11 protein-coding genes are annotated in these 12667 nt (G+C 67.5%); 3 read left to right on the top strand and 8 right to left on the bottom strand.

All coding sequences use genetic code 11. The features are described 5' to 3' along the window. The first annotated feature begins 139 nt into the window (after positions 1–139). Positions 140–334 (top strand): hypothetical protein, encoded by a 195-nt coding sequence (locus D6682_04060; GenBank protein ID RMH51568.1) that lies wholly within the window; start codon positions 140–142, stop codon positions 332–334. Positions 335–548: 214 nt separating this feature from the next. On the opposite strand, the gene D6682_04055 is transcribed toward D6682_04060, so the two are convergent. From D6682_04055 to ppk1, 8 genes are all read right to left on the bottom strand, one after another. Beyond that, entirely contained in the window at positions 549–1616 is a 1068-nt protein-coding gene (locus D6682_04055; GenBank protein ID RMH51567.1) for an LptF/LptG family permease, read from the bottom strand. Between the two features lie 50 nt (positions 1617–1666). Continuing rightward, the gene (locus D6682_04050; GenBank protein RMH51566.1) at positions 1667–1954 is read right to left on the bottom strand and encodes a ferredoxin; all 288 of its coding nucleotides are present in this window, start codon (positions 1952–1954) and stop codon (positions 1667–1669) included. A gap of 3 nt (positions 1955–1957) precedes the next feature. Next, positions 1958–2968 (bottom strand): fructosamine kinase family protein, encoded by a 1011-nt coding sequence (locus tag D6682_04045; GenBank protein ID RMH51565.1) that lies wholly within the window; start codon positions 2966–2968, stop codon positions 1958–1960. Then, entirely contained in the window at positions 2866–3375 is a 510-nt protein-coding gene (locus tag D6682_04040) for a DUF2062 domain-containing protein (protein RMH51564.1), read from the bottom strand. The genes D6682_04045 and D6682_04040 overlap by 103 nt, the downstream gene beginning before the upstream one ends. A gap of 10 nt (positions 3376–3385) precedes the next feature. Further along, a complete protein-coding gene (metG, locus tag D6682_04035) occupies positions 3386–4924 on the bottom strand; it encodes a methionine--tRNA ligase (GenBank protein ID RMH51563.1) in 1539 nt (512 codons plus the stop codon). Continuing rightward, positions 4921–6210 (bottom strand): serine--tRNA ligase, encoded by a 1290-nt coding sequence (locus D6682_04030; GenBank protein RMH51562.1) that lies wholly within the window; start codon positions 6208–6210, stop codon positions 4921–4923. Before D6682_04030 ends, metG begins: the two co-directional genes overlap by 4 nt. After that, on the bottom strand, positions 6207–8765 hold the full coding sequence (gyrA, locus tag D6682_04025; protein ID RMH51561.1) for a DNA gyrase subunit A: 2559 nt from the start codon (positions 8763–8765) through the stop codon (positions 6207–6209). The genes D6682_04030 and gyrA overlap by 4 nt, the downstream gene beginning before the upstream one ends. Positions 8766–8926: 161 nt before the next feature. Beyond that, positions 8927–10948, bottom strand: coding sequence for a polyphosphate kinase 1 (gene ppk1, locus D6682_04020; GenBank protein ID RMH51608.1), 2022 nt, complete (start codon positions 10946–10948; stop codon positions 8927–8929). A gap of 206 nt (positions 10949–11154) precedes the next feature. Between ppk1 and D6682_04015 the strand changes: the two genes are divergently transcribed. Beyond that, positions 11155–12114 (top strand): transcriptional regulator, encoded by a 960-nt coding sequence (locus D6682_04015; protein ID RMH51560.1) that lies wholly within the window; start codon positions 11155–11157, stop codon positions 12112–12114. Between the two features lie 151 nt (positions 12115–12265). Then, positions 12266–12664 carry an HIRAN protein gene (locus D6682_04010; protein ID RMH51559.1) on the top strand — a complete coding sequence of 133 codons (399 nt, stop codon included), beginning with the start codon at positions 12266–12268 and terminating at the stop codon, positions 12662–12664. Positions 12665–12667: the final 3 nt, after the last annotated feature.

The following is a 12667-nucleotide window of genomic DNA, read 5'->3' as shown; positions in this document are numbered from 1 at the left end:
CGCAGAACCGGCCGCCGATACGGAACATCCAGCCTGCCGACTTGCACTTCTCCCCCCGGCCGCTATGGTTCGGCGCCCCTCTCCGGACCCCCTGCCATTCCTGGGGGAATCTCCTCTCCTTCCCCGACGGAGTCTCACCGTGAGCAACAAGAAAGTGACCAAGGCCTTCCTCATCACCATGGCCAAGGCGCTGGGCATCAAGGGTGCCCACGCCATGCGCAAGGCCGACCTGATCCACGCCATCCAGCGTGCCGAGGGAAACAACGACTGCTTCGGTCGGATCAAGAACTGCGCCGTCGATCCCTGCCTCTTCCGCAAGGAGTGCCAGGGCTGACGACCGCTTCGCGGGGGGCGTAGGAGCACCCGAAGCGCACCGCCCCTCCCGATTCCCGCCCGAACACGATCCGGGCTGGGCCTTCTTCGCGGCGGCATCGGGGCCGGCGTACGCCACCGGGTCCGGCTGCGCCCTCATCCCCCCTCTTGCAGAGGCGGTCCCCACGATCGAATCGCAAAAAACCGTCCGCGTCCGTCCGTGGACGTGTTCCGATTCAATCCTCCATCCGCTGCAACAGCAGGAACACCGCCAGACCTCCGAAGAGCAGATCGGGCAACCAGGCGGCGAAGGCCGGCGGCAGCCGCCCCCCGCCCGCCAGCATGGAGACGGCGTTGCCGCTGATGTAGAGCAGCAGGCCGAAGCACAGCGCCCCCAACGACGCACGGTACTCCCCCACCCCACGGCCGCTCCGTGGCCGGCCGCAGAAGGCGAGCGCCACCACCGCCATCACCAGGCAGGAGCAGGGGTGGGCGATCCGCCGATGGAGCGCGTAGCGGTACCCCTCGCTCTCCAGCCCGAGTGCATCGAGCCGCCGGGCGAAGCGGAACAGCTCCAGGCTGTTCATCTCGTTGGGCCACGGCCGGCGCAGTTGCGGCCCGCCGTTGCCGGCGGGGAGCTCCATGGCGTCGAGTCGGGTCACCGTCACACCATCGTGCGCATCAGGCGCGCTGATCACCACGTCACGCATCCGCCACACACCCTCCCGGTAGCGCGCACGGCCTGCGTCGATCCGCCGCCGCCACCGTCCGGCGCCGTCGGTCTCGATCACCAGCAGGCGCATCGACCCATCGCCGCGCGGCGCCATCCGGAAGAAGCGGTTGCCGTCGCGGTACCAGTGCATCCGCCTCCCCTCCTCCGGCTCGCGGCCGTGGACATGGACCCGCTCGATGTAGTTGAGCCGCACGTTGGTCACCGGCGTCACCCATTCGTCGAGCAGCACCATCACCCCCATGCCGGCCAGCGCCACCGCCGCCATCGGCAACGCCACCTTGGCCAGCCCCAGACCGCCGGCGTGGAGCGCCACCAGCTCGCGGTGGCGGGCCATCAGCAGCAGATGGACCACCGAGGCGATCAACAGGGTCAGCGGCATGAACTCCGCCACCATCATCGGCGCCTTGAGCAGGATATACTCCACCAGCACCGGAACGGTCATGCCGTGGTGGCCGAGCAGGCGCGACTTGTCGAACGCCTCGATCACCACGAAGAGGGAGAGCAGCGCCGCCTGGACCAGCAACAGCCGCATCGAGAGCGTGAGGAACTGCCAGCGAAAGAGGATCGGCAAGAGCCAGACTCAGCGCCCTTGCGGCGGCAGCGCCGCCGCCATCACCCCGGTCAGGAGGGGATCTCCACGGTGATGTTGCGTGTCACCTCCACCTGGCAGGCGAGGCGGGAGTTGGATTGCACATCGACCACCGCATCGAGCAGCTCCTCCTCGTCCGGGCTCGGCCCCGGCAGCCACCAGTTGCCCTTGCGCACGATCACATGGCAGGTGGTACAGGCCAGGTTGCCGCCGCAGGAGTGGGGGATCTCGATGCCGTGATCGAGCGCCGCCTGCAGCAGCCGGGCCCCCTTGGCGACCTCGATCTTGCGTCCGGAGGGGAGGAAGGTGACCGTCGGCACCGCCTAGACCGACATCAGGATACGGTCCATCGCCTTCTCCGCCTGCCGGACGTAGCCGCCGCCGAACATGTTGGCGTGGTTGAGCAGGTGGTAGAGGTTGTAGAGGTGGAGCCGCTGCTCGAAGCCGTGGTCGATCGGCCAGGTGTCGTGGTAGGCGCGCAGGAAGGAGTCCGGCACCCCGCCGAAGAGGCGGGTCATGGCCAGATCGCACTCGCGATCGCCGTAGTAGACCGCCGGATCGAACAACACCGCCCGGCCCTCGCCGTCCACCGCCAGATTGCCGCTCCAGAGATCGCCGTGGAGCAGCGACGGCTTGGGCTGATGCCCCTCCAGCATCCGGTCGCACGCCTCCAGCACCAGCTCTCCCTTGCGCAACAGCGCGATATCGAGGCGGTTCTCCTCGGCCATCTTCAACTGCCGGGCCAGACGCTGCTCGCGAAAGAAACTGGCCCACCGATCGTCGGGGGTATTGACCTGGCGTGAGGAGCCGATGGCGTTGTCCCGATCCCAACCGTAGTGCGGCCCCAGTTTGCGATGCACCTCGGCCAGCGCCACCCCCAGCCGGGCGGCGCTCTCATCGGTCACCGGACGCAGCGTGATGAACTCCAGCACCAGCCAGGAGCGATCCTGTGCACTGCCGGTGCAGACCACCTCGGGCACCCGCAGCGCGCCGCTCGCCGCCCGCAGCAGGTCGAGCCCGGCGCGTTCCGCCTCGAAGGCCCAGAGCGCCTCGGCTCGATGGAGCTTGACCAGATAGGCGGTGGTGCCGTCGTCCACCTTGAAGGTGGAGCAGATGCTCCCGCCGCTCACCTTCATCCGCTGCCGGATGACGAACGGCTCCCCCACCGCCTCGGAGATGGCATCGACGATGAACGACCAGACGTTGCGCTGCCGGGTTTGTGTGATGAACATCAACCTCTCCTTCGCTTCCACTTGTGTGCCACCATCGCCCGCCAGGCGATGTGGATGGCACACCAGGATAGCAAAGCAAAAACAATACCACAAATCAGGCATCCGAGCAGGAAGGGCTGCCACGCCTGCATCATGCTATGCACCAGCCAATCGAGATTGGCCTCGAAGGGGAGTTCCGATGCCGGCAGGCCGAGCAGCCACGCCCCCACCCGATAGCAGAAGTAGAAGACCGGCGGCATGGTGATCGGGTTGGTCAGCCAGACCAGCGCCACGGCGATGGGGATGTTGCAGTGGAAAAGGATCGCCCCGCCGGCGGCCAGGACCATCTGGAACGGAACGGGAATGAAGGCGCAGAAGACCCCGACGGCGAAGGCCCGTGCCACCGAACAGCGGTTGACGTGCCACAGCCCGGGGTTGGCCAGCAGGGTGCCGAAGCAGCGCAGATGCTTGTGGTTCCGCACCGACTCGGGGTCGGGGAAGTAGCGGGCCAGCAGCTTCTTCGGCGTCAAGGCCTGCCCGTTACTCCATCCGGGGGAAGACCGGCCTCGGCCTGGCGCAGGTGTGGCCGGGGGAGAGCAACCCCCATCCCCCCTGTTCCGCCAGGGTCATCGGCGGTAGGGGGGCACCATCCCCCATGATCTGCCGCATCATCTCGGCGCACTTGCCCGGCATGAACGGGGAGAGCTGCAACACCACCAGCCGCAGCCCCTCGATCAGATGGTAGAGCACGCAATCCAGCCGCGCATCGTCGCCCGACCTGGCCAGTGTCCACGGCGCATTCTCCTCGACGTAGCGGTTGCCGTGGCGCACCACCTGATGGATCCGCTCCAGCGCCAGATGAAACGCCTGTCGCACCATCAGTTCATCCACCTCGCGCTGCATCCCCTCGATGTCGGCGATCCATGCACGATCGGCCTCCTCCTCCCGCCGCACCTCCGGCATCACGCCGCCGCGGTACTTGTGCAGCATGGAGAGCGAACGGTTGAGCATGTTGCCCAGATCGTTGGCCAGCTCGCTGTTGTAGCGCCGCGTAAGCGCCGCGAACGAGAAGTCTCCGTCCTGGCCGAAGGGAACCTCACGCAACAGGAAGTAGCGCAACACATCGGCGTCGGCACGATCGAGCATCTTCTCGGGGGCCAGCGCATTGCCCTTGGACTTGCTCATCTTCTCGCCGTCGACCGTCCACCAGCCGTGGGCGAAGATCCGCTCGGGCAGCGGCAGCTCGGCGGCCATCAACATCGCCGGCCAGTAGACGGCGTGGAAGCGGAGGATGTCCTTGCCGATCAGGTGGACCGAGGCGGGCCAGAAGCGCATCCGCTCGCTCTGCTCGTCGGGGAAGCCCAGCGCCGAGAGGTAGTTGGTCAGCGCATCGATCCAGACATAGACCACATGGCCCGCATCGTCGGGCACCGGCACGCCCCAGTCGAAGGTGGTGCGCGAGACCGACAAGTCGTTCAGCCCGCCGGCGACGAAGCTGCGCACCTCGTTGCGTCGCACCTCCGGGGCGATGAAGTCGGGATGGCTGTCGTAGTGGTCGAGCAGCCGTTGCTGGTAGTCGCTCAGCCGGAAGAACCACGACTCCTCCCGCACCCGCTCCACCGGCCGGTTGCAGTCGGGACAGCGGCCGTCATCGCCGTGCTCCATCAGCTGCGTCTCGGTCCAGTAGGTCTCGCACGGCACGCAGTACCAGTCCTCGTACATCCCCTTGTACAGCGCACCGCGTTCGGCCAGCCGACGCCACATCGCCGCCACCGCCGCCTTGTGGCGTTCGGAGCTGGTGCGGATGAAATCGTCGTTGGAGATGGCGAAACGGGGCCAGAGATCGCGGTAGCGCGCCACCACCTCGTCGGCCAGCGCGATCGGCGCCACCCCGCGCGCCTCCGCCGCCTGCTGCACCTTCAGCCCATGCTCGTCGACCCCGGTGAGGAAGAAGGTGTCGCGACCACACATCCGCATGTGGCGGGCGAGCACGTCGGCGGCCACCGTGGTGTAGAGGTGGCCCAGATGGGGGGTGTCGTTGACATAGTAGATCGGCGTCGTGACATAGTAGCGGTTCACCGCAACACCTCCGCCGGCAGCCGTTCCATGCCGCCCATGTAGGAGTGCAGCACCTCCGGCAGCCGCACCGAGCCGTCCGGCTGCCAGCCGTTCTCGAGCAGCGCCACCAGGGTACGGCCGACGGCCAACCCGGAACCGTTGAGCGTCGCCACCGGCTCCGGCCGAGCGCCGGCGGAGGGGCGGTAGCGGATCCGCGCCCGCCGCCCCTGAAACTGACCGAAGGAAGAGCAGGAGGAGATCTCGCGGAAGGCCTGCTGCCCCGGCAACCACACCTCCAGATCGAAGGTCTTCTCCGCCGAGAAGCCGACATCCCCGGCACAGAGCGCCACCACCCGGTACGGCAGCTCAAGCGCCTGCAGTACCGCCTCGGCGTGGCCGGTCAGCTCGTCCAGCCGGTCGAGCGCCTCCGACGGCTCGATGAGCTGCACCAACTCCACCTTGTCGAACTGGTGCTGGCGGATCAGACCGCGCACATCCTTGCCGGCGGAGCCCGCCTCCCGACGGAAGCATGGCGTCCAGGCGCAGTGGCGGATCGGCAACCGTTCGCCATCGAGCACCTGATCGCGGTAGAGGTTGGTCACCGGAACCTCGGCGGTCGGGATCAGGTAGAGCCCCTCATCAGCCAGGCGGTAGAGATCCTCCTCGAACTTGGGCAACTGGCCGGTGCCGGTCATCGTCTCGCGGTTGACGATCGCCGGCACCCAGACCTCCTCGTAGCCATGGCGCGTGGTGTGCAGGTCGAGCATGAACTGGATCAACGCCCGCTCCAGCCGGGCCAGCGGGCCGCGCAGCACCGAAAAGCGGCTGCCGGCAAGGCGCGCGGCGGCATCGAAGTCGAGCAACGCCGGTGCGATCTCCCAATGGGGGGGGACCACATCGCCGCGCGGCACCCCCCAGCGGCGCAACTCCACGTTATCCGACTCGTCGACCCCGTCGGGCACCGACTGGTGCAGTGGATTGGGGATCTCCAGCAGCAGCGCGGCGAACTCCGCCTCCGCCGCCCGCGCCTCGGCCTCGGCCTGTTTGATCGCCCCGGCCACCTCGGCCATCCGGGCCAGCTCCTCGGATGCTTCCATGCCGGCCCGCTTCTTCCGGCCGATCTCCCGGGAGACCCGGTTGCGCTCGGCCTGCAGCGCCTCGGCCCGCCGTTTGTGCGCCCGCTGAACCCCGTCGAGTGCCAGCGCCCTCCGCCAGGGCGAGCCCTCGGCGACCAGCGCCGGATCGCGCCGGGCCAACGCCTGCTCCAACCGCGCGGCATCACCCCGCAGCGCGCCGCGATCGATCATCCCAGATCCAGCTCCCCCTGCATCGAGCCGGGCGCACCGCCCCTCCCGGCCGATGCCTCCCCATGCGCCCCGCCGTCGCCGCCGCCCTTCTCGTCACCGGCCGCATCGGAGATCTCAGAGCCATCGTCGCGCTCCGGCATCCGTTCCACCGCGATCACCCGCTCGTTCTCGTCCGGGCAGTGGATCAGCGTCACCCCCTTGGTGTTGCGGCCGATCACCGACACCTCGCTCATGCGCAGCCGCACCAGCCGCCCCAGGTTGGTCACCACCATCACCTGATCTTCGTCGACCACCTGCACCGCCGCCACCATCGCCCCATTGCGGCCGCCGGTCTTGAGGCTGAGCACCCCCTGCCCGCCGCGCCGCTGCCGCTTGTATTCGCACACCCGGCTGCGCTTGCCGAAGCCGCGTTCGGAGACCACCAGCAGCGTGGCACGGTCAGCCACGCGGGTCAGCCCGATCACCCGATCCCCCCGCGGCATGCGGATGCCGGTGACCCCCTTGGTGTTGCGTCCGGAAGGCCGAACCTCACGCTCGTGGAAGCGGATCGCCCTTCCCCCGCTGGTGGCCAGCAACAGATCCTGATCGCCGTCGGTGCAAACCACCGAGACCAGCCCGTCATCCTCCTCCATGTTGATGGCGATGATGCCGGTCGAGCGGATCTTGCCGTAGGCGGAGAGCACCGTCTTCTTGACCAGCCCCTTGCGCGTGGCCATGACGATGTAGTGCCGGTCGTCGAAATGGCGCACCGCCAGCGTGGCGGCGACGGTCTCTCCCTTGGCCACCGGCAACAGGTTGACCAGCGCCTTGCCGCGCGCCGCCCGCCCGGCCTGCGGGATCTCGTAGACCTTGCGGCAGAAGGCCCGCCCGTGGTTGGTGAAGAAGAGCAGGTAATCGTGGGTCGAGGCGACCATCAGCCGGGCGACGAAATCCTCCTCCTTGGTGGTCATCGCCCGCTTGCCCTTGCCGCCGCGACGCTGGGCGCGGTATAGGCTGGCGGCGTTGCGCTTGATGTAGCCCTCGTTGGAGATGGTCACCACCATGTCCTCTTCGGTGATCAGATCCTCCACCGTCAGCTCGGCCGACTCGACCACGATCTCCGACCTGCGCGGCGTGGCGTATTTGTCGCGCACCGCGACCAGCTCCTCCTTGATCACCCCCATCAGCAGGGCATCGTCGGCGAGGATCGCCTTGAGCCGGGCGATCTCCCGCCGGATCTGCTCGAACTCCTCCTTGATCTTGTCGCGTTCCAGGCCGGTCAGGCGATGCAGCCGCATGTCGAGGATCGCCTGCGCCTGCTTCTCCGACAGACCGAAACGCTCCATCAACCCCGACTTGGCCTCGGCGGCGGTCCGGCTGCCGCGGATCAGCTTGATCACCGCATCGATGTTGTCGAGCGCGATCAGCAGCCCCTCGAGGATGTGGGCGCGCGCCTCGGCTCGGGCCAACTCGAACAGGCAGCGGCGGGTCACCACCTGGCGGCGATGGTCGATGAAGTGGAGCAACAGCTCGCGCACACCGCACAGCTTCGGCTGGCCGTCGACCAGCGCCAGGTAGTTGCAGCCGAAATTGCACTGCATCTTGGTGTGTTTGTAGAGGTTGTTGAGCACCACCTCGGGGATCTCGTCGCGCTTGAGCTCGATGACGATGCGCATGCCGTCGCGGTCGGACTCGTCGCGCAGATCGGAGATGCCGGTGATCGTCTTCTCGCGCACCAGTTGGGAGATGGACTCGATCAGCTTCGCCTTGTTGACCTGATAGGGCAGCTCGGTGATCACCAGCGCCTCGCGCTTGGTGCGGCGGTGGACCTCGACCACCGCCCGCGCCCGCATCGTGATCGAACCACGCCCGCCGAGGAATGCCTGACGCAGCCCCCGTCGGCCGTAGATGAAGCCGGCGGTGGGGAAATCGGGGCCGGGCATCAGCTCCATCAACGCATCGTCGTCGATGTCGGGGTCATCGATCAACGCCACGGTGGCATCGATCGCCTCCCCCAGGTTGTGCGGCGGGATGTTGGTCGCCATGCCGACGGCGATCCCCTGGGAGCCGTTGACCAGCAGGTTGGGGAAGCGGGCCGGCAGCACCTTGGGCTCGGTGAGGGATTCGTCGTAGTTGGGGCCGAAGTCGACGGTATCCTTGTCGATGTCGGCCAGCAGTTCGGAGGCCAGCCGGCTCATGCGCGCTTCGGTGTAGCGCATCGCCGCCGGCATATCGCCGTCGACCGAGCCGAAGTTGCCCTGACCGTCGACCAGCACATGGCGCATGCTCCAGGGCTGGGCCATGCGCACCAGAGCGTCGTAGACCGCGGAGTCGCCGTGGGGGTGGTATTTGCCGATCACGTCGCCGACCACGCGCGCCGACTTCTTGAACGGCTTGTCGAAGGTGCACCCCAACTCCTGCATGGCGTAGAGGATGCGCCGGTGGACCGGCTTGAGCCCGTCACGCGCATCGGGCAACGCCCGGCCCACGATCACGCTCATGGCGTAATCGAGGTAGGAGCGCTTCATCTCCTCCTCGATCAGCACCGGCACCGCCGGGTTGAGGCTCTCGTCCATGATGATGCAAACCTTCCGTAAGAGATCGGGCGAACCGGCGCCCCCGCCGCAACAGGGTGGTGCATGGTAGCGATCGGCGCATCGATTGTGAAACGATCAGCGGCGGCGGTGCAAACGACCGGCCGCTGCCCGGCCCCGGAGCGGGGCGGGCGCGCGCCGCCCTAGCCCAGCCGGCCGAACTTGCGCATCAGGATCTCCTGGGCGCTGCGCCGCTTCTTGCGTGCCTGCACCCGGTGGTAGCTGCCATCCTCACGCAGCCGCCAGGAGCCGCAGTTGTCCTGCAGGTAGAGGCGCAGGCCGTCGTGGATCAACTGGCGGGCCATCTTGCGGTCGTAGATGGGAAAGCAGCTCTCCACCCGGCGCAGCAGGTTGCGGATCATCCAGTCGGCGCTGGCGCAGAGCAGCTCCGGCCTGCCGCCGTTGTAGAAGTAGAAGATGCGGGTGTGTTCGAGGAAGCGCCCCAACACCGAGCGGACGCGGATGTTCTCCGAGACCCCCTTGATCCCCGGACGGAGGCAGCAGATGCCGCGCACGATCAGATCGATCTCCACCCCGGCCTGCGAGGCCCGGTAGAGGGCACGGATGATCTCCGGCTCCTCCAGTCCGTTCATCTTGGCGATGATCCGCGCCTTGCCGCCGTCCTGGGCGTTGGCCGCCTCCAGATTGATCCGCTCGATCAGGCCGCTGTGGAGGGTGAAGGGGGCCTGCAGCAGCCGCTTCATGCGCGTCGCCTTGCCCATGCCGGTCAACTGCTGGAAGAGGTGGTGCACATCCTCGCCCAGGTCGGGATTGGCGCTGAGGATGCCGATGTCGGTGTAGTAGCGGGTGGTGATCGAGTGGTAGTTGCCGGTGCCGAGATGGACATAACGCCGGATTTGCCGCCCCTCGCGCCGGACCACCAGCAGCATCTTGCCGTGGGTCTTGTAGCCGACCACACCGTAGACCACCTGCACCCCCGCCTTGGAGAGGCGGTTGGCCAGCGCGATGTTGTCCTCCTCGTTGAAGCGGGCGCGCAGCTCGATCACCGCCACCACCTGCTTGCCGGAGAGCGCCGCCTTGACCAGCGCCTCGACGATCGGGCTGTCCGGCACCACCCGGTAGAGGGTCTGCTTGATCGCCAGCACATCGGGGTCGGTCGCCGCCTGACGGAGGAAATCGACCACCGGCCGGAAGCTCTGGAAGGGGTGGTGCAGCAGCTGGTCGCCCTTGCGCAGCAGAGCGAACATGTCGACCTCACCGCCGTGCATCGCCTCGGGCATCCCCTGCTCGAAGCGGGGATACTTCAGATCGGGACGGTCCACCTCCTCGTAGATGGTCTCCAACCGGGAGAGGTTGACCAGCCCGTCGACGAAATAGAGATCCTGCTCCTCCAGCTCGAACTGCCGCAGCAGGAAGCGGGCCAGCTCCGGTTTGCACTTGGTCGACACCTCCAGCCGCACCGCCTGGCTGAAGCGGCGGTCGCGCAGCTCACAGGCGAGCGCACTCTTCAGATCCTCCACCTCGTCCTCGTCGACGAGCAGCTCGGCGTTGCGCGTCACCCGGAACTGATGGCAGCTCTTCACCTTCAGCCCGGGGAAGAGCTCCCCGACATGGGCATGGATGATCGAGGAGAGCAGCACGAAGCCGTCGGCGCACTCCACCAGCTCCGCCGGCAGGCGGATCAGCCGCGGCAACACCCGGGGGGCCTGCACCACGCCGAAGTGGGTCTGGCGGCCGAAGGCGTCGCAACCGTCCAACTCGACGATGAAGCTGAGCACCTTGTTCACCAGCATGGGGAAAGGATGGGCGGGATCCAGGCCGATCGGCGTCAACAGCGGCAACAACTCCCGCCGGAAGAAGCCGCGGATCCAGTCACGCTGGGCATCGCTCCACTCTCCGCGCCGGATGACCCGAACCCCCTCCGCCTCCAGCGCCGGCAGCAGCGTATCGTTGAGCAGGCGGTACTGGTCGGCGACCAGCCGCTCCACCTTGTCGCGGATCGCCGCCAGGAGCTCGGTGGCCCGCAGACCGTCGGCGCCGGTGCGGGTCGATCCGATGGAGAGGCGGTGTTTGATGATCGCCACCCGCACCTCGAAGAACTCGTCCAGGTTGGAGCTGCTGATGCAGAGAAAGCGCAGCCGCTCGAGCAGCGGGATGGAGGGATCGGCGGCCAGCTCGTAGACCCGGCGGTGGAACTCCAGCATGCTCAGGTCACGGTTGATGTAGTAGGCGCTGTTGGTCAGATCGTCGCCGTCGTGCCGGGCCAAGGGCTTGCTCCTTCGTCGAACCGATTGCAACGCAGCATAGTGCAACGGGCCGGCGCGTCAATCGCCTCCGCCCCGGCCGTCCCGATTTGCACTGCAACACGCAACAATTACCATTCGTCCAACAGGGGGTTGCAGGAGGAGCCATGGACAAGCTCGACCGCATCTACGACCTGCACCACATCTTCCGCGCCCGGCGCCATCCGGTCTCGATGGGGACGCTGTGCGATGAGATGGAGTGCAGCCCGGCCACCGTCAAGCGGCTCATCCGCACCATGCGCGACCTCTTCGGCGCCCCGATCTACAACGTCCGCGGCCGAGGCTGGCGCTACGACCCGACCCAACGCTTCGAGCTGCCGGGGATGTGGTTCAACGCCGACGAGTTGGCCGCGCTGCTCACCATCCAGAAGCTGCTGCGCGAACTGCGTCCCGGCCTGCTCGACGAGCCGCTGCGGCCGATCCGCCGGCGCATCGACACCCTGCTGCAGCGGGCCGCCCCCGGTGCGGAACGGGAGATCGGACGGATCCGGCTGCTGACCATGATGCCGCGCGCCCGCAATCTGCCACGATTCCCGGCCGTGGCCGGCGCGGTGCTCTCCCGCACCCGGCTGCGCATCACCTACCACGCCCGCAGCGACGATGCGACCCTCCAGCGTGAGGTCTCGCCCCAGCGGCTGGTCTACTACCGGGACAACTGGTACCTCGACGCCTTCTGCCACCTGCGCGGCGCATTGCGCAGCTTCGCCATCGAGCGCATCACCCGGGTGGAGAAGCTGAAACAGCCGCCGGTGGAGATCGACGACGAAAGGCTGGATCACCACTTCGCATCCGCCTACGGCATCTTCGCAGGCACGGCCGAGGCGACTGCCCATCTGCGCTTCACCGCCCTGCGCGCCCGCTGGGTTGCCGACGAGATCTGGCATCCGGCGCAGGAGCAGCGATGGCTGGAGGATGGCCGGCTCGAATTGCTCCTCCCCTACCACGATCCGACCGAACTGATCCTCGACATCTGCCGGCTCGGGCCGGATGTGGAGGTGGTCTCGCCCGAAGCGCTGCGCCGCGCCGTCGCCGAGCGGCTGCGCGCCGCCGCCGCGCAGTATGATTGAATGACAGCCCCGCAAAAAGCCGGCATCCGCGACCATGAACGAACGCCTTGCGGCCCGGTTCAGTGGCGAATACAACCGGGGATCATGTTTTGAGCCTTTCACCCCCCAGCATGCGCCGGGTGACGAAGAAAACACCACCCCGGGAGGCACCATGAACCGACGAACCTTCTTCTCCCTCCTGCTGCGCGGTGCGGCCACCCTGCCTTGGATCAGCCTCGGCGGAATCAAAACCGCGCAGACGACGGGCGGAGTGCGCATCCAGCAATCGCCGCTGGCCGGGTTCCAATACCACGACGGCGCGCGCTGCTTTGAGCACCTGCGTATCGGCGCGCCGCTGGCGCTGGTCCGTGAGCCGGACAATCCGTTCGATGCGCGTGCCGTGCGGGTGGAGTGGCGTGGCCGCAAGCTGGGCTACGTCCCGAGAATGGAGAACACGGCGGTGGCGCAAATGTTGGACCGCGGGGCACAGCTCTCGGCCCGCATCGTCGAGCTGCGCCAATCCCGCGACCCCTGGCAGCGCATCCGCTTCGAGGTGGTGCTCGATGGGTGAGGG

Source organism: Zetaproteobacteria bacterium (genome assembly GCA_003696765.1).
In the GTDB taxonomy this organism is placed as follows: domain Bacteria; phylum Pseudomonadota; class Zetaproteobacteria; order Mariprofundales; family J009; genus RFFX01.
The sequence above is the reverse complement of the archived record's forward strand: the minus strand, read 5'-3'. Positions and strand labels throughout refer to the sequence as shown.

Coding starts and splice junctions, on each gene's coding strand:
- D6682_04045 (RMH51565.1), bottom strand. CDS start 2,968: ATGCCTGATTTGTGGTATTGTTTTTGCTTTGCTATCCTGGTGTGCCAT.
- D6682_04030 (RMH51562.1), bottom strand. CDS start 6,210: ATGATCGATCGCGGCGCGCTGCGGGGTGATGCCGCGCGGTTGGAGCAG.
- gyrA (RMH51561.1), bottom strand. CDS start 8,765: ATGGACGAGAGCCTCAACCCGGCGGTGCCGGTGCTGATCGAGGAGGAG.
- ppk1 (RMH51608.1), bottom strand. CDS start 10,948: ATGCTGGAGTTCCACCGCCGGGTCTACGAGCTGGCCGCCGATCCCTCC.
- D6682_04015 (RMH51560.1), top strand. CDS start 11,155: ATGGACAAGCTCGACCGCATCTACGACCTGCACCACATCTTCCGCGCC.
- D6682_04010 (RMH51559.1), top strand. CDS start 12,266: ATGAACCGACGAACCTTCTTCTCCCTCCTGCTGCGCGGTGCGGCCACC.